This is a genomic window from Burkholderia sp. BCC1993 (genome assembly GCF_905339865.1).
Taxonomy (GTDB): domain Bacteria; phylum Pseudomonadota; class Gammaproteobacteria; order Burkholderiales; family Burkholderiaceae; genus Burkholderia.
In genome coordinates, this window is record NZ_CAJPGZ010000002.1 from 291,657 (window position 1) to 309,700 (window position 18,044).

Genomic DNA, 18,044 nt, shown 5'->3' on the forward strand with positions numbered 1-18,044 from the left:
AGGCCAACAGGCGCGTCAGCCCATCAGGCCGTCAGCGTCACCGACAGGCTGCCGAGTTCGCCGAAGCGCACCGTCAGCGCATCGCCGAGCGGCACGTCGATCGCGCCCGCATACGAACCGGTCGTCACGATCTGGCCGGCCCGCGCGCCGTCGCCGCGCGATGCGAGGAAATTGACCAGCCATACCAGCGGCTTGAGCGGATCGCCGTCCGGATGACGGCCGTCGATCGTGCGATTCAGCGCACCCTCGAACGACAGCGCGAGCGTCGCGAGCGGCGCGTTCAATCCGTCGGGCACGACGGGACCCACGCACAATCCCTGGTTGAACTGCCCGTCGGCGAGCAGTTCGAACTTCGATGCGCGCGCGGGCTCCGCATAGCGGCAACCCAGCACCTCGAGCACGATGCGCACTTCGCGGATCGCGCCGCGCACGTCGTGCTCGTCGTACGGCTGCGCGCGGGCGGGCAGGTCGCGATCGAGCACGAACGCGATTTCCGGCTCGATCCGCACGATCGGGCCGCCGACGACGCGGTACGGCGCATCGGCTGCGCGGATCGTCGACGCGAATATCGGCGCGACGATCACGCGGTCGGGCGGCGGCAGTGCACATTTCCATCCGCCGATGGATTCGCCGAGCAGGTCGGCGACGCGATGCTGGATCGCGAGCGCGGTGTCGACGTTCTCGGGGCGCAAGGCGTCGGGCAGCAGCGGGCCGGGCACGCCGGCATGGCGGGCGGCGACGAGATGCTGGGCGGCGCCGTCCACGCGTTCGGTAGTCGTTGTCATGTCGGTTGAGCGAGTTGAAAGTGAGCCGGCAAAAAGGGGCCGGACGAAGGTCGTAACGTCGATGATAGCGCCTTCGGCGGCATGGCCGCTCGGCAGCACGGTTCGGCCGCCGGGACGGCGCCCCGGCTTTCCCGCGTGGCGCTTTGCCGCACGACCCGCTTTCGGGGAATCTTGATCGCCATCAACCTTCGAACCGGCCGTCCGCCGATGATGGGTACATGGCCGCGCGCGACCGCGCCCGGCAACTCACCCCAGCGAGGTTCGCATGTACAAGAAGATCATGGTGGCCGTCGACGGCAGCGCTTCGTCGAAACAGGCGCTTGCCGAGGCAGTGAAGGTGGCACTGGCGGGCGACACGCACGTCAGCGTCGTCTATGTGGTCGACACGTCGGTGCTGTTCACGTACGCGGGCCGTTTCGACCCGCACGCGCTCATCGAGGAAATCCGCGACGACGGGCGCAAGGTGCTGCATGAAGCCGAACAGATCATCGCACTGGCCGGCGCGAAGGGCGAGGCCGAACTCGTCGAAACCGAGAGCATCGGCGAGGACGTAGCGGAACGCCTGCAGCGTTACGTGAAGGAGCACGGGATCGACCTCGCGGTAGTCGGCACGCACGGGCGGCGCGGCATCCGGCGCGTGCTGCTCGGGAGCGTCGCCGAGCGCTTCGTGCGCGGCTCGAAGTGCCCGGTGCTGCTGATTCGCGGCGACGATGCCGGCGAGCCGGCGTCCGCCGCGGCAGCCTGACGCGAGCGCGCGATGATACGTCGCCAGTACCGGATCGTCGTCGCGGCGATCGCCGTGTTCGTGTCGCTCGCGGGGATGATGGCCGTCGTGACCGGGCTGCTGTTCGACGCAACGACCGCGCTGCGCGGCGGCGCGATCGCGTTGATCGTCGGCGTGGCCTGCTTTGTCGTGATGCTCAACCCGGGGCCGAAGGGCGAGGGGTGACGCGCGGCCCGCGTCGGTTCTGCCCGTGCGGCGCACGCGTATGACAGGTTGACCGTTCCCGCGCGAAGCCGCAAACCCCTGCATCGCACACGTGTCTTGCAGCGCTCGAGACGTTTTCGAGCGTCGGCAGTTCTGTCAAACTGGCGCCCATGACACCGCGCCTCGCCTCACCGCCTTCCTCCGAATCCGCGCCTGCGCCCGCGGGCTTTCCCGACGCCGACGAACTGGCCGCGCTGCGTGCGTGGTATGCGGGCATGACCGTGCGCCAGGCCGTCGAGCGCTATCTGCCCGATCGTCTCGGCGAAGGGCGCTCGGCGCGCGGTGTGATCGGCGGAATTCGTCGCGGCCTCGTGCGCGTCGCGCGGCAGGCCGGGCGACCCGACCTCGCGGAGCAGCTCGGTCATGCCGACAGCGCGCGCATCCAGATGGCGAAGGCCGCGACCGATGCGATCGGCGTGCTGCGCCATGCGCGCGCGCCGGTGCCGCAGATCAGCGACGACGTCGGCTTGTGGCTGCCGGCGCGCGCCGTCGTCGCGCTGCGTGCGCACGGGATCGCGACGCTGGCCGACCTGACCGTGCGGATTCCGCGGCGGCGTCAGTGGTGGCGCGCGATCGCGGGGCTCGGCATGGCGAGCGCGCGGCATATCGAGGCGTTCTTTTCCGCGCATCCCGACCTGACCGAGCGGGCGCGCGCGCTGATCGCGGCGACGCCGCGCAGCGGCATCGTGCCGTGGGAGCAGCTGAAGCTGCCGCACGAAGTCGACGGATCGAACGGTACGTTCCGTGCGCCGCGCGCAACCAGCACGCTCGACGCGGACAACGATTACGCGGCCGTGCACGCGTGGCTGTCGCTGCACGAATCGGCCGCGACGCGCCGCGCGTACCGGAAGGAAGCCGAGCGGCTGATCCTGTGGGCGATCGTCGAGCGCGGGCGCGCGCTGTCGTCGCTGACCACCGAGGATGCGGTCGCGTATCGCGCATTCCTGCGCAACCCGGCGCCGCACGAGCGCTGGGTCGGGCCGGTGCGGCCGCGCGGCGCGCCGGACTGGCGGCCGTTTTCGGGCGGGCTGTCCGCGCGCTCGGCCGCGTACACGCTGTCGGTGCTCGGCGCGCTGTTCCGCTGGCTGATCGAGCAGCGCTACCTGCTCGCGAATCCGTTCGCGGGCGTCAAGGTGCGCGACACGCGCGGCGCGAATGCGCTCGACACGTCGCATGCGTTCACCGAAGGCGAATGGCTGCTCGTGCGCACGATCGCGGACGGGCTCGAGTTTCGCAAGGACAAACCGTCCGGCGCGCCGCAGTCCGGCTGGACGCCGGCCGCCGCGCAACGGCTGCGCTTCATCCTCGATTTCGGCTATGCGACCGGGCTGCGTGCGAGCGAGCTGGTCGGCGCGACGCTCGGCGACATCGAAACGGACCCGCACGGCGATGCATGGCTGAAGGTGATCGGCAAAGGCAGCAAGGCCGCGCGTGTCGCGCTGCCGCCGCTCGCGCGCACGGCGCTCGATCGGCATCTGGTCGCGCGGCGGCTGCCGGTGACGCCGGTGCGCTGGCGGCCGGATACGCCGCTGATTGCGAGCCTCGCGGAAGACGGCGCGGCCGGGATCACGAGCGTGCGGCTGTGGAAGGTGATGCAGCGGTTTTTCGCGCAGACGGCCGCGCTCGTCGATGACGACAATCCTGCGCTCGCGCAGAAGCTGCGGCAGGCCAGCCCGCACTGGATGCGCCATACGCACGCGACGCATGCGCTCGCGCGCGGCGCGGAGCTGACGACGGTGCGCGACAACCTGCGCCATGCGTCGATCTCGACGACGTCGATTTATCTGCATGGAGACGATGTGAAGCGGGCGCGGCAGATGTCGAGTGCGTTTTCGGCTGACAAATGAGCAAGCGGGGAGCAAGCGAGCCGGCGCACGGACGCTTGCATGCGAAACGAACGGAACGACAGGGCAGCGATGGCGGTCAGACGGTTTATTCGGTAACGCAACGGGCACGCAATCCGTGCGCGCCCTCGGCAGGAGCACAAGAATGGAGACATCCACCCCCCCGCAAGCCCCGCGCTACGCCCGCCGCGCCTGGCACGCGCTCGTCGCGGTGCTATGCGTCGGCTGGAGCGCGCTGTCGTTCGGCGCGGACGGTGCCGACGGCGCGGCGGCACTGCTCGACCGTTACCACAGCCTCGGCGAGCAACTGAAGAACAACCCGTTCCACCGCCCGCTGTACCTCGAATCGTCCGAGGCATCGTCATCGCTGAAGGGCGATATCTACGCGGTCGTCGACTATCCGTTTTCCGTCGTGAACGGCAGGCTCAACGATCCCGCACAAGGCCCCGCGAACTGGTGCGCGGTACTGATCCTGCACCTGAACACGAAGTACTGTCACGCGTCGACGGGCGGCAACGCCCCGGTGCTCGACGTGAACCTCGGCCGCAAGATCGAGCAGAAGCTGTCGGACACCTACCGCGTGCAGTTCCGCTACCGCGTGGCCGCCGCGACGCCCGACTACTTCCAGGTCGACCTGACCGCCGACAGCGGCCCGATGGGCACGAAGGATTACCGGATCGCGCTGGAGGCCGTGCCGGTCGGCGCGTCGCGCACGTTCCTGCACCTCACGTATTCGTACGGCTTCGGCACGGTCGGCCGCATGGCGATGAAGACCTACCTCGCGACGGTCGGCAGCGACAAGGTCGGGTTCACGGCCGCGAGCGGCGCGTCGGCTGCGCAGCCGCAATACATCGGAGGCGTGCGCGGATTGCTGGAGCGCAACACGATGCGCTACTACCTCGCGATCGACACGTATCTCGCGACGCTCGACAAGCCGCTCGACCAGCGCCTTGCGCGCTGGTTCGACGCGACCGAGCAGTATCCGCAGCAACTGCACGAAGTCGAGCGCGGCGCGTATCTGCAGATGAAGGCGCAGGAGGTGCAGCGGCAGCAGACGGCGCGGTAGGCGGCGCGCATGCGTGGAGCGCGGTGGAAGGATGCTTGGATGTGAGTTGTGGACTCAATCCGACACCGTTTTTCAAGAGTCTGCCGGAGCGATTATTCTCAACCACTATCCGGAAATCGCCCGGCTCGCGCACCACCTGTTCTTTTCAGTGCCGGAGGACCTTCTCCAGCATGACTTACCTCAGTGTGCGCATGGCTGCTTCCGTGCCAGACGTATGGTCCATGTCGGAAACAACCTTGAGCGGTACCTCGCCAACACCCATCGCGCGTTCGATCAGCAAGTCGTCGCCGTGCTGTGCCAGCAACGCCTGCAATCGACCGAACTCGCCACACCAGAGCGTTTCGACATCCTTGTCGCGGGCAACGTCACGATTCGCGACGAGGGATACGGCCCGAACCTGCAGGCGACCGGATTGCGCCTGACCGCCGACTTCGACACCATAATCCGGCACGGAAGGTTTCTTTACAACAACCCGGCCGTCCTTCGCCCATGCGGTCGTCATGCCCTCATGCACTTCATAGCCGAGTCGCGCCAAGCCGCTCAGAATTGCGTTGCGCCGAGCCTCCGCTGCTTGTTGCTGCCGCACCCGAACGATCAGGTCCTGCCCGGTTCGGGTCAGCTCGGCCACGACGTCAGGCGACGTGGCGATATCGCACTGTCGAGCGCGTTCGATAAAAATTGCCGCGTCTGCCGTATTGCAAGCCCGAATCTCCGCCGTCACTTCCTCCAGTACCGAGATAGCCGTGCGACGTGCGCGGGCCGCCTCGATTGCACTCGACAGGTCGAGGATCAGGCTGTCGAGCAACAGGCTTCTTCGCGCGTCGCTCTCCTCGTCTTCGAGGGCATCCAGTCGCGACAAGAATCCCTTGACCTCTTGCGGTTCCAGGAATACCCGTGCTTCGCCGATCCGTCGATCGAGACGCTCGATCGACGGATCACGAGACGCAGTCAGTTGCGTTGCTTTCCAGGTCTGGAAGTCCGCCGATGCTTCCGCTGGCAGCAGCCGATTCGCTAGCGCCCGTTGCGCATCGTTGAGTGTTCGTTCTACAGCAGGCGTTAGAAGGGCGAACCCTTGCGCTAGCAATGCATCGGCATTTTCGGGCATGTTGCCCGAGCGCAAGCGATCAAGCTGGCCATGGAGTTCAGCCGGAATTTCGATGCCTTTCGCTTTCAGTGCGCCGAGCAATGTCGTTGCGCTGTGCCGTCCTTGCCGTCGCCTTTTCGCTGCCTGCTCGGCCTGGTCTATCGCTTCCTGTTGGCGCCGGGCGAGATCCGTCTTCAGGAAAGCGATCTCGTCGGGCACTTGCTTCTGCAAATCCATAAACGCGTCGGCGGCGATCAATGCTCCCAGCGCGTTACGGCGTGCCTGGGTCGCCGCGACCTCTTCGTCTGACAGCTTGCCGGTACCTCGACCTTCGGCAATCCATGTGGCGATTGTCTGGTCAAGGCGCTGCAGATGTCCCTCGCAGATCGCGACGATTTCCTCGCGCGTCACGATCCGGACCACTTTCGGGCCGCTCATGCCATTACCTCCTGGCTCAGGGCTAGCTCTACGGCTGTTTTCAGGCGTGCCTTCTCTGACTCCGGTTCGTGGTACCAGGCCTGCGATGAGACGCGATGCAGTGTCGGAATGGCTCGTCCCAGCACGGACGGCCGCCAGATTTCCCGGGCACGCGCATGTTCGAGCAAGGGATGACGCGGCGCATCGCACTCGATGCCGATCGCATAAAGACCGGTTTCCGGATTTGCGATCGCAAAATCAAGCCCGAAAGCATCGCCTTCCTGGGCTGGCACCGGTGATAGACCGAGGCCCTGCAGATATGCAAGCACATCTGCCGCGAATCCGTCGGCGACACCGGTCTGCCGCAGCTTCGCGTGCGCTCGTTCGCTACTCATGCGGCCAAGCAATGCACGCCCGGTGGACAGCTCACCGTTCGACATTGCGCGTGCGTATTCCATATAACCCTGAAGATAATCGCGTGGAATCGCCGGCTTGCGCTGCGTCGTGAGCATATCGGAGATCTCGCGGATAGGCATCGACGTAATGAGCACAACTTTATGGCGGGCACGCGTCACTGCCACATTGAGCCGCCGCTCGCCACCGCTCTGGCCAAGCACGCCAAACATGCGCCGGAAGGTTCCCTGGCCGTTTCTCCCGAAGGTCGTGGAAAAGACGATGATGTCGCGTTCATCCCCTTGGACATTCTCGACGTTCTTCACGAATACGGCCATGTCCTCGCCACGATCGGTTCGGTCGAGTTCCTCGCGATAGGCATCGCGGAATGCTTCGTCCACTTCCGCCCGCTGCTCCAGGCGCTCGAGGATGAGGTCTGCTTGCTTGCGGTTGAACGTGACCACGCCGACGGAGGGGCGCTGATCGTAGGGCTGTTGCCACAGTTGCGCTAGATAGGCGACCACGCGATCTGCTTCGTCGCTGTTGGTCTGCTGCTCGTAAAGACCATTCACCTGAACGAGTTCTAGCGGCTTGATCTCGCGGACCGTGGCATCCGGATGGCGGACCGGCACGCTGAGGTTGTTCTCATAGAACGCGGCGTTTGAATAGCCGATCAACTCTCGATACGACGAACGATAGTGAATCTGCAGCGTCGACACGGGTAGTGCGCTACGTGCCAGCTGCAGCAGGTCGGGGCAGTCCTTGATTTCGCGTCGGTTCCAGGTTTCCTCGAAGCGCTCACGTTCGTCTTCCGTCGCCGCCTCGTCGGGTTGTTCGCCGTCGAAGATTTCCGTTTCGTCGCTATCCGTTCGGCTCGAAAAGAACGCCGTTGGCGGCATTTGCTTTTCGTCGCCGCTGACGATCGACAAGTTGCCGCGGAACAGGGTCGGAATTGCGTATTCCACCGGCATCTGCGATGCCTCGTCGTAGACGACGGAATCGAACAGCCCTGATTTCAGCGGCAGCACGCGGCTGGCGACATCGGGGTTCATCAGCCAGACCGGCCGCAGCGCCATCAGGCCTAGCCCCGTCCCGAGTTCGATGAATTCGCGCAGACGCCGGGAGCGCCGACCGGTCAAACGCGTCACGTCTTCCCAATCACGCGCTGAACCCAGTCTGCCGAGGTCGATACCGTTGCGAAGCGTCTCGCGGTTCAGACGACGCATTTCCGCGTCGGCAGCCGCGAGCGCGTCGATCTTTGCGGTCGTTTCGCTTTGGTCGAGCAGCAACTCGGGATTGTCCTGCTCCATGCGCCGCTTCCATCCTAGGCGTGCCTCGCGGTTGATCATGCGTCGCACTGCGTCGTCGAGATGTTCAGGAGGCAGGCACGTCAGAGCATCTTCCCGGTCGCGCATGATGGCAAACACGTCGAGTCCGTCGCTTGAGACGTGCCGTGCTCGGGTCCGGAATTGCTGATATGCGGCCAATGTCGGCAACGCATCGCTGATTCGGTTCAACGGCGCCTGATAGCTGATGTTCTCGGAAATCGCCTGCCGACAGGCGGCGACGAGTTCTGTCGAGAGCCACTCATCGAGCGGTCGCAATGCACGAAGACTATGCTGGCGTGCATTGTGCCGCACAAACGCGGTTTCAAAACCGTCGAGCAACTGTTCGACGGGCGCTCGATCTCCGGTCATCACGGCCGAGTCGAACTCGTCGCCGCGTGGCGCGATAGCAAGATGCTGCGCGAGTTCGCGGATTTCCTCGAACTGGCGCAAGCGCGTCAGGCAGGCATCGGCGAGTGCTGGCCCGCAGGTAGGCTCAACTGTCTCGAGATGCAATGCACGGCTGATCGTGTTCAAAGCGTCGCGCAGCGGCCTCCGGGCCTTTTCGAGCCGGGTAGCAGTCAATAGCTTGCGAAGCGTCTCGTCTGTCGCGGGAGCACCGCAGCCAGTGACGAACTTCATCAAGCGACCACGCCGCAGATACGTGACCGGGTTCAGGCGACGCAATAGAGACGGGGCGCGAGTTGCCAACGTCGCCTGAGTCTCGAGCTTGCGGAGCTCTGGATCCGGCAAGCGCGCAACGGTATCAGACAGTACGGCATCGAAGCCGCTGGCCTCGACGGTCAACAGATCGCGATGCAGGGCGCCGAGCGCCGTGTAGTACCGATGGCCTTCAGCATCGGCATGATCGGCCGGTCGAAACAACGGCAGCCATTGTGCAAGCCGCTTGCGTTGCGTGTCGTCCAGCGCGACAAGGCGGGCGGCATTGGCATCGAGCCAAGCCCGATACGGGGCAGGGTCGTCGACATCGAATCGCGCGGGATGCGCGGCGAGCGTCTCGATTCGCAGTCGCTCCGCCTCGCAGAAATCCGCGAAAATCGCATTGAACGTTTCGAGCGTGGCAGCATCTGTCGCGAAGGACTTCAATTGCACCAGCGCACTGCCCTCGAACTTCGATGGTAACCAGTAGCGGGCGAGCGGTGCGCATTGTTCTTCCAGCGTTGTCAGCGCCGAAATATCCAGCGTGGCAAGCCGTGTACGCAATCGCGGCATGTTGACAGGCGGTGTGCCGGCTTCGAGCTGGATCAGCTCGCCGAGCAGTGCCCGATAACTGAGACCGGTTGACTCATCGGCGCGATGCAGTGCTGCATGCTGGCGATCGAGTTCGCCCTCGAGGGTCTCGATTCTCGCAGCCATGCGTTCACGCTGGCGTGCCAATCCGTGGTCGAACAAGGTGCTGCGATAGATCGCATCCAGTTGCTCGCGGACTGCTCGGATGGTTGGCTCGCGGTCCTTGTTGACGTCGTTGAGCATCACGATGCGATCGCCCAGGCCTTCCGCGACGAGACGCTTGCGAACGACTTCCAGTGCGGCATGCTTCTGGCAGACGATCAGCAGGCTTCGCCCTTGTCCGATCGCGTCGGCGACCATGTTGACGATTGTCTGACTCTTGCCGGTACCGGGCGGCCCTTCGACCAGCAGTCCGGGGCCCTGACGTGCCTGCAGGATTGCTGCTTCCTGCGATGGATCGCTTGCCACCGTCAGGAATCGGTCGAGTTCGATCGGGGCCGCCTCTGATGCCTGGTAGGCGGATTTGTCCTTGAGCCGCAGCATCGATTCGAGCGCCGTGCCGGAAGGCGACAATTGCTTGAGCTGGCGCAGATCCTCGCCGATGGCTTGGCCGGCGAAGTCGACGTGAAAGAGCACGCCGGCGCAGGCGATACGCGCCGCGCCGACGGGGACGTCGACGGTCGGCAACGGTAGCGCACCGAGTTTCCGACTTTCCACATCGGCCAGCAGACCGAACGCATCGACCACGTCGGCCGCTTTCAACGCGGAACGTCCGAGCACTTCGTCGGCTGCGACACGCCATGCCTTGACGGCCTCGCGTCCCAGCAGGCCCTCGAGTGCCGGATTCAGGCGAACCTCCTCACGCTCGCCGTCGAAGGCCATCGCGACCTGGCCTCGCGTGCCGAGTTCCATCAGCAGTTTGACCGGCCACAACAGGACGGGGGCGATACGAGGGCGTGTCGTGCTGCGATGATCCTTGTAAAGCAGGAATGGGAAGCCGAGATAGAGGCCGTCGATGCCGGTATCCCGCTTGTAGAGCGAGGTCTGCCGGTACAGCGTGTTCAATCGGCCTTCGAGTGTTCCGCTTGTACCAAACACGGCCGGGTCCACCGATACCGCCTGTACATTGCGCTGGAGCAGATGGTCGAGTAGCGCGGTGCTGGCGAATCGTTCGCCGTTCAGTTCGTGAAGATCGACCCGACCCGTGGTTTTGCCGATGGTCATCCGTACCAACGGACCACGCAAAACAGCTGTGGCGACTTTCTTCTCGAAGAAGTCGAGGATTTGCGACACGTATTGCTGCTTCTGCGGCTCAAGCCACTGCTCTGCGGGCACGGACAAGAGAACGACCACTTCGTGCAGTGGCAAGCGACGTTCTAATCGGAACTGCTCCGCCCATTCATCGACTGTCTGGTTTCCGGTCCGCGCAAATCCGGCGATTCGGTCATCGATCGCGTGGAACAGATCGACGCGTGGCAGTACAAGCGCGGTCCGGGCAGCCTGGCGGTCGAACACCAGAATCTGCTCTCGCTCTGCGATGGCCGCCGCTTGTTCGAGGATCTCGTCGACCGAACGAAACTGTGAAATTGCCGCGCTCAGCAGAACGATCAGGTCTTCCTCGCTGAGGACGCGGCGCTCCGACAGCGACAACAGACCGTGATGGTCCGAATCCGGCAACAGCAGGCGTCGCTCTTCCCATTGCGCGGCCAATTGAGCACGTGAGGTGGAAAGCAGCGCGATGCGCACCATGTCCTCGTCCAGTTCGATGCCAAGATGAGCGGCACGGTGTCGTACTTCATCGGCTCGAGAGCGTAGCCTGGACAGCCAGCTTTCCGTACCCAGCCGTTCCAGGAGCGTTGGTACCGGCCCGGTCACCAGGTCGTAACCCTCCAGCGGGTTTTGCAGCAACCAACCGGGCGTGACAATGTCGCCGCGCAGAATAAGCGGCATGTCAGGATTCAACAGCTTGAGCGCGATCATCAGACGGCAATCATCATCAACGCCGTCGAGTTGAGCAACCTGACGCAGGCCGGCCAGCGCTTTCGCACTGGCGCCGGCTTGTTCTGCCCATGTCAGCACAACGCCGCGATGCAGGTGGTCGCGTGCCGCTTCCCAATTCTCACGCTCCGCAGCGGCGAGCGCGAAGACCGCCGGCTTGCGATATTGCCTGGCGCCCAATGCGATGCTGGCACCTTCGTTGCCATCTGAATCAACCATCACTGCCGACGGCGCATCTACCGGTTGGCCGTCCAGCCAGGCTTTGACTTGGGACCATTGCCAGCGTTGATGTCGGTCACGCGCCAGCAGGCCTCGCAGTAAGAGGTGAAGCGACGGATCCAGATCGTCCGGTAGAGTGACGCCGTTGGCCAGCACGTGAATCAGAAACGCGCGCGGGTTGATGCCCTCGAAGCAGCGGCCATCGGTCAGTTGCTCGAGCAGGATCATGCCGAGGCTCCACCAGTCGGACGCTGCAGCAACACCACCTGCAATGGCTTCGGGCGCCATATAGCGCGTCGTTTCGAGCGGTGAGACGATATCGAGATCGAATTCGGACAGCCGTGCCGAACCGAAGCCGCTGATGACGAGGTCCAGAGGTTCGCGACTGCGCACGAGCAGCGTTCCGGGCCGCAGGTCCCGATGCCGAAGACCTACGTCCGAAAACGCTTGCAGGGCCTGGCCAAGTTCATCGACCACGTGGCGGATCGTCTCGATATCGCGTACTGCTATGCCGAGATCCGCCAGCGTCCCGCCACTCATCTCTTCAGAAACTTCGTAAGCACGTTGATCCCAGCGTCCGGTAGCGATGATGTCCGGCACGTGCTCGCGCGGTAGGCGGCGGACCACATCGTAGACCGCCGGATCCGGTTCCGCGCCCGGTCGATAAAGCGTCAGGACTGCCGTCCGGCCGGTCTCGTCCTGCTGGGCCACGTAGCGTTCGCGCACACCGTCCGTGCTGGAAATCTGACGCAATAATCGCCAGCCGTCGATCCGCGTTTCTTCGACGGGCGCCGGAGGTGAACTCTCTGTCGAGCGATCTGCGGAAACCTCAACGTCGATACCGAGAAGCTCCGCGTCAATTGGCACGGCCGGATCCGCGCCACATTCGAGGCACATGAGGTCGCCGTCGTTCATCGGATGGCCGTTCGTGCACGACAACAATGTCCGCACGGTGGATTCGGATGTCTCCGAAGCCACTTGCTGGCTGACAGTCTCGACCGTGATCACGTCCTGGGGGCGCCAGCCGGTCGCCCGGATCGGGACGCTTGACAAGTCCCAGTTGCACATGGCCTCGCCGACAGAGCCGGCACAGAACCACTCGTCGACTGATCGCTCGGTTCGGCAATTCGGGCAAAAACGCATCATGGCTGACATTTCCTGTCTTATCTATTTCTCGCCTTGTCGGCACTGGTCAGGACGTGATGGCCCTGATCGTTCAATAGGTCTCTCAATCGGTGAAAATCGTCACGGTCCGGTATCCCCGCGAACCAGACGCTACCATCCTCGTCGAACATGACATCCAGTGCCTTGCCGTCGTTCCGTGGCATATGTTCGTACTGTGCAAAACGCGTGTGGCCGAGTGCCGTAAGGCAATGCAGCCGCTGATTGTCGCTGCCGCGCAGCGGGCGCGTCTGCGGGGCGTCGATGTCGAACGGATCAGAGATCAGCGCATCGATGAGGCCGTCGGCACGGGCCAGCGTGTCGGCCAAGGATTCGATCGTGTGGCCGCTATAGACGAGTATGTCGCCTGCCGATAGCTGCCGTAGGCCATGCAGAAGTGTAATCAGCGCATCGGCTTGATCGAACGGTTCCCCACCCGAGATCGTGATGCCGGTGGATTCGGGCAACCAGATTCGGACCTGCGCCAATATGGCGTCTACAGTCGTTTCGCCTCCGGCGTTTACCCAGGTATCCATCGAAATACAGCCTGGGCATCGGATCGTGCAACCCTGAAACCAGATGCCGATCCGCTGCCCCGGCCCGAGCGTCGTCACGGGATAGTGCAGGCGCGAAACGCGGATTTCCATGGCCTAGCGCTTTTGCAACTGGAACGAACCCGAGCCGATACCCGAGATGACAAACCGATCGCCGGCGTTCGCATCCTGATCGAACAGGCCACGTGCCAGCGGGTTGAGCAGGTGCGCTTCGATCTGGTTTCGGATGCCGCGGCCGCCGTTGGATAGATCGCTGAGGCATTTCGCTTGCAGCGCTATCTTGGAACTGGCGTCCAGATCGACGGCGATGCCCTGGGAGGCGACGTCGTCGAGCACGGCGCGGACCATCTGCTCGAAAATTTCCGTCGCGATATCCTCGCGGATGAAGTCGAACACGATGATGTTTTCGCCGATGCGGTTCAGGATTTCGGGCCGGTTCAGGATCAGCTTGAAATGCTGCTGGATTTCCCCGAGTACTTTCTTCTGGATTTCCGCAAAGTCGTTTCCTGGTTGGACGTTCGCCACGCGTTGACCTGATTCGTCCTGGCGGTAAATGCCGAGGTTCGATGTGAAAACGATCAAGGCTTCGGAAAAGTACACGCGGTCGCCGCGCCCCGACGTCAGCACACCGTCATCCAGGATTTGCAGAAACTTGTCGAGAATGCGCGGATGCGCCTTTTCGATTTCGTCGAAGAGCACCACGCTGAACGGGCGTTCTCGAATCGCATTCGTCAATTCTCCGCCTACGTCGTAGCCAACGTAGCCGGGCGGAGCGCCGATGAGCCGCTGGTCGGCGTGTTCCGCGCTGAATTCAGACATGTCGAAGCGGATGTAGGCACTTTCGTCACCGAACAATAGGCTCGTGATTGTCTTGGCGAGTTCCGTTTTCCCGACGCCGGTCGGGCCGGCGAGGAATGCGACACCGCGCGGCCGGTTTCCTTTCCGCTGAGAACCCACACCGGTCATGGCACGCTTGACGAGGTCAAGCATGTGCGTGACTGCGTGCGCTTGCCCTTTAACACGTCGGCGGATGAAGGCGTCGGCGTGACGGATCTTGTCGCGGTCGATTTGCTGCCACGGATCCTCGGTGACGCCCACTTTATAACGACGCACGGCGTCGGCAATTTTATCGAGGGGAACTTGCTCGACGCGGGCGAGCGTGGCGATTGCATTCATGTCGGCGAGCAGCAATCCCTCGGAACCGTCGACGAATGCGGATTCTGCCTCGGAAAGACTTTCCGGCGTAGCGGCCTGGGCACCGGGTACGCCACGCAGCAATGCGCCGGCCAACGCCCGACGCGCGGCGCTATCGGGTTTTGACACGGGAATATGCCGTATGCGCGGATTGTCGATCAGCAACCAGTCTGGCAGATCGCCTTCCTTATCGACGATCCAGATCACGGTATTGAAAAACGGACGTCGCAGTTCTCCCGCGGGGCGCGGTGCTGCCATATGCGCCAGCACCAGTGCGCGCGTGAACAGTGTGTGCTCGGCAGGGTTCAGCGTTTCGGTGCGAATCGCCAGTCGAGAAGCAAAATCAACGACGATAGCAATTGGCGGGCCGGGCAGCGTTACATGTCGTTCAAGGCATGCAGTGAGCACGTCGATGCCGCCTGGAACCTTGCCATCGACTGGTGTCAAACCAAGACGTCGTAGGGTTTCATCGGCAGGCTCTGTTGGTGGCACGCGACTGTCGGGTACCGTGAAGCCTGAAATCGGGTTCCAGACGACCAACTGCGCATAGCCCGTCTCCCGGAGATTATCGCCGAGCGTACTCACCAAAGGCTGCGCTGTAACAACTTCGGGGGCAACTTCACATGCCTGTAAATCGCGTACGTTTCCTGATAGCACGAACTGGCTTTTCAACGGAAGGAAACGAAGCAGATCCCGTAACCATCTTGGTTTGACGTAGGCAGGCATGTCGTGAAGGCTTGCAAAGAATGCGAAAGCAAAACGTTATCACAGCCGCCCAGCCGATATATGCCGAATGAATAGGGGTACCGGAAACGAATCGCCATATTTTTACCCCACGAGAAATGAATATCGATGGTCACGCTTATTTTTCTGTTCAGCGCCCAACAAGTTCGCGACGACATCGACGAACTGCAGCAGCAGTGCTTTGACGTAAGGCAGTCGCGGTACGCGCGCAGCGGCAATGGTGATGGCTCGCCTAGCGCGAGTTCGGTAGGTTTCAGGTTGCTTGCACGCTGGTTCGACGCGACCGAGCAGTATCCGCAGCAACTGCACGAAGTCGAGCGCGGCGCGTATCTGCAGATGAAGGCGCAGGAGGTGCAGCGGCAGCAGACGGCGCGATGACGCCGCCTGCCGCGCGCTGCTCGGCGTCGATCAGTTCGACGCGCCGCCGACCGTGCGAATGCTGTGCCACTGCCCCTGTTCGACGCGGAACAGCGTGTAGGGCGGCTTGATCAGGTCGCCGCGCTCGTCGAACGAGATCTTGCCGGTCACGCCCGTGACCGACACGCCCGGCAGGCTCGCGACGATCTTGCTGCGGTCGAGCGAATCGGCCTTGCGGATTGCCGCGATCATCGCGAGCGTCGCGTCGTACGCAAACGGCGCATACAGCTCGACGTCCTGGTTGAAGCGCGCCTTGTAGCGCTGCGCGAACGCGATCGCCGACGGCAGCTTGTCGAGCGCCGGCCCCGGCTCGAGATCCTGCGTGCCTTCGCCCGCGTTGCCGGCGATCTTCAGGAACGCATTGCTTTTCAGCGCGCCGGCGCCGAACAGCTGCGCGCGGATGCCGAGCGAGCGCATCTGCTTGACGAGCATCGCGCCCTGTTCGTCGAGGCCGCCGAAGAACAGCAGGTCGATGTTGTTGCTCTTCATCGTGGTCAGGATGCCGCGGAAATCGACCGCCTTGTCGTTCGTGTATTCGCGGCCGACGATGGTGCCGTGCGCGTCCTTCACGCCTTTCTCGAATGCGTCCGCGAGCCCCTGGCCGAATGCGGTGCGGTCGTCGATGATGCCGATCCGCTTCGCCTTCAGCTGCTCGACCGCGAAGCGTCCGGCGACCACGCCGCCGACGCCGTCGTGCCCCATCGTGCGGAACACGTTCTTGAAGCCCTGCATCGTCAGCTGCGGATTGGTCGAGCCGGGCGTGATCATCGCGACGTTCGCCTGCTTGTAGACGGCCGACGCGGGGATGCTGCAGCCCGAGTTGTAGTGGCCGACCACGCCGACCACGCCGTCGTCGACGAGCTTCTGCCCGACCTGGATCGCGATGCGCGGATCGGCCTGGTCGTCCTGCACGTCGAGCACGAAGCGCACGGGCTTGCCGCCGATGGTCGGATGTTTCGCGTTCTCCTCGTCGAGCGCGAGCTGCGCGCCGTATTGCAGGTCCTTGCCGACGCGCGCGACCGGGCCCGTCAGCGGGCCGGCGAAGCCGATCTTGACGGTTTCCGGGTCCGCGGCCTGCGCGGACGCGGTGACCGTGCCGATCGAGCAGACGGCCAGCCATGCCAGCCAGTTACGACGATTCATGATGCCTCCTTGCAGTGGTGGAAGTCGCGGCGCGCGTCAGAATCGCGCGGCCCGGTAGGGGGTGAGATCCAGCGGCGGCGCGCGTTGCGCGACGAGATCGGCGACGATCCGCCCGGTGATGCCGGCGAGCGTGACGCCGAGATGCTGGTGGCCGAACGCGTGGATCACGCGCTCGCTGCGCCGCGCGCGGCCGATCACGGGCACGCCGTCCGGCAGCGTGGGCCGAAAGCCGAGCCAGCTGCGCGTCGGCGCGCCGAGCGATGGCAGTGCTTCGCGCGCGGAGCGGGTGAGCAGCGCGACCAGCGAGCGGTTCATGCCGGCGTCGAAGCCGCCGAGTTCGACGGTGCCGGCCGCGCGCAATCCTTCGTCGAGCGGCGTCATGTAGAACCCGCGTTCGGCCCAGCCGACCGGCCGCGTGACGATCTGCTCGTGCGCGGCGAACTGCACGTGGTAGCCGCGCTCGGTGTCGAGCGGCACGGTGTCGCCGCACGCGGCGGCGAATGCGCGCGAGCGGGCGCCGGCGGCAATCACCACATGATCGAAGCGGCGCACGGTGCCGCCCGCATGCAGGCTCACGCCGTCGCCGACGGGCTCGATCCGTTCGACCTGCGCGCGTTCGAGCGTCGCGCCGCCGGTTGCCAGGTGCGCGAACAGTTCGCCGAGAAACCCGCAGGGATCGGAGAAATGCCAGCTGCCGTGGAACAGCACGCCGCGCGTGAAGATCGGCGCGAGCGCGGGCTCGAGCCGGCGGATCGCGTCCGCGTCGAGCGTGTCGAACGGCACGCCGAGCCGGCGCCGCAGCGCGAGCGACGGCTGCGCGGCGTCGAACGACGCCTGCCGCGCATACAGGTACAGGCATTCGCGCGGCCGCACGAATGCCGCGAGCCGCGACGGCGCGAGCAGCGGCGCATAGCCGTCGGCGGCGCGCGTCAGCAGCGCGGCCAGCGCGCTCGCGCTGCGCGCGTGATGCGCGGGTGTCGACGCGACGAGGAACCGTGCGAGCCACGGCGCGCCGCGCAGCAGGTAAGGCCAGCGAATGCGCAGCGGGCTGTCGGCGGCGAACAGGAAGTGCGGCATGTCGCGGAACACGGACGGGCCGTTGACGGGCACGCAGCCATACGGCGCGAACGTCGCGGCGTTGCCGAACGACGCGCCATGGCCGACGCCGGCCGGATCGAACAGCGTGACGCGGTGCCCGTCGCGCTGCAGCCAGGCCGCCGCGCCGAGTCCGATGAAGCCTGCTCCCACGATGGCGATGTTCGCCATGACACCTCTCCTTCGCCGCACCTGATTCACACAAAGATGGGATCAAGAATCACACAGTAAATTTTTGTGTGCAATCAAAAATCGATTGTGTGGTGCTAGCGTTTACCCGGTTCCAATCGCCTGATTCGGCAGACTTTTCGGCAGACGTTTGACCGGAAGGGGATGTCATATACAATCGCTGGACAGGTTTAAACG

Annotated in this window: 12 protein-coding genes; 5 read left to right on the forward strand and 7 right to left on the reverse strand. The window is 64.2% G+C overall.

Annotated features, from left to right (window positions below):
• Positions 1-23: 23 nt before the first annotated feature.
• Positions 24-785, reverse strand: a complete 762-nt coding sequence (locus U4Y91_RS04140; RefSeq protein ID WP_321803504.1) for a 2-keto-4-pentenoate hydratase — start codon at positions 783-785, stop codon at positions 24-26.
• Between the two features lie 265 nt (positions 786-1,050).
• On the opposite strand from U4Y91_RS04140, the gene U4Y91_RS04145 reads away from it, so the two are divergent.
• The 4 genes from U4Y91_RS04145 to U4Y91_RS04160 all read left to right on the forward strand — a co-directional run bounded on the left by U4Y91_RS04145 (position 1,051) and on the right by U4Y91_RS04160 (position 4,683).
• Positions 1,051-1,530: a universal stress protein gene (locus tag U4Y91_RS04145; RefSeq protein ID WP_321803506.1), complete on the forward strand. Its 480-nt coding sequence runs from the start codon at positions 1,051-1,053 to the stop codon at positions 1,528-1,530.
• Positions 1,531-1,542: 12 nt separating this feature from the next.
• The gene (locus U4Y91_RS04150) at positions 1,543-1,734 is read left to right on the forward strand and encodes a DUF2964 family protein (RefSeq protein ID WP_321803508.1); all 192 of its coding nucleotides are present in this window, start codon (positions 1,543-1,545) and stop codon (positions 1,732-1,734) included.
• Between the two features lie 149 nt (positions 1,735-1,883).
• Positions 1,884-3,620 (forward strand): site-specific integrase, encoded by a 1,737-nt coding sequence (locus U4Y91_RS04155; protein ID WP_321803510.1) that lies wholly within the window; start codon positions 1,884-1,886, stop codon positions 3,618-3,620.
• A gap of 142 nt (positions 3,621-3,762) precedes the next feature.
• Positions 3,763-4,683 (forward strand): hypothetical protein, encoded by a 921-nt coding sequence (locus U4Y91_RS04160; RefSeq protein ID WP_321803512.1) that lies wholly within the window; start codon positions 3,763-3,765, stop codon positions 4,681-4,683.
• Between the two features lie 175 nt (positions 4,684-4,858).
• Here U4Y91_RS04160 and U4Y91_RS04165 read toward each other — a convergent pair whose 3' ends face one another.
• Genes U4Y91_RS04165 through U4Y91_RS04180 form a run of 4 tightly spaced genes read right to left on the reverse strand, consistent with a single transcriptional unit; the run spans position 4,859 to position 15,005 of the window.
• Entirely contained in the window at positions 4,859-6,205 is a 1,347-nt protein-coding gene (locus U4Y91_RS04165; protein ID WP_321803514.1) for a hypothetical protein, read from the reverse strand.
• Complete coding sequence (locus U4Y91_RS04170) at positions 6,202-12,516, reverse strand: AAA domain-containing protein (protein ID WP_321803778.1); 6,315 nt, start codon at positions 12,514-12,516, stop codon at positions 6,202-6,204. Before U4Y91_RS04170 ends, U4Y91_RS04165 begins: the two co-directional genes overlap by 4 nt.
• 17 nt (positions 12,517-12,533) lie before the next feature.
• Positions 12,534-13,178 (reverse strand): 4Fe-4S single cluster domain-containing protein, encoded by a 645-nt coding sequence (locus U4Y91_RS04175; protein WP_321803516.1) that lies wholly within the window; start codon positions 13,176-13,178, stop codon positions 12,534-12,536.
• Between the two features lie 3 nt (positions 13,179-13,181).
• A complete protein-coding gene (locus U4Y91_RS04180) occupies positions 13,182-15,005 on the reverse strand; it encodes an AAA family ATPase (RefSeq protein ID WP_321803517.1) in 1,824 nt (607 codons plus the stop codon).
• A gap of 126 nt (positions 15,006-15,131) precedes the next feature.
• On the opposite strand from U4Y91_RS04180, the gene U4Y91_RS04185 reads away from it, so the two are divergent.
• Complete coding sequence (locus tag U4Y91_RS04185; protein WP_321803792.1) at positions 15,132-15,401, forward strand: hypothetical protein; 270 nt, start codon at positions 15,132-15,134, stop codon at positions 15,399-15,401.
• 30 nt (positions 15,402-15,431) lie between these two features.
• On the opposite strand, the gene U4Y91_RS04190 is transcribed toward U4Y91_RS04185, so the two are convergent.
• Together U4Y91_RS04190 and U4Y91_RS04195 are read right to left on the reverse strand one after the other, a co-directional pair.
• Positions 15,432-16,583 (reverse strand): branched-chain amino acid ABC transporter substrate-binding protein, encoded by a 1,152-nt coding sequence (locus U4Y91_RS04190; protein WP_321803519.1) that lies wholly within the window; start codon positions 16,581-16,583, stop codon positions 15,432-15,434.
• A 36-nt stretch (positions 16,584-16,619) separates the two neighbouring features.
• A complete protein-coding gene (locus U4Y91_RS04195; protein ID WP_321803521.1) occupies positions 16,620-17,849 on the reverse strand; it encodes an NAD(P)/FAD-dependent oxidoreductase in 1,230 nt (409 codons plus the stop codon).
• Positions 17,850-18,044: the final 195 nt, after the last annotated feature.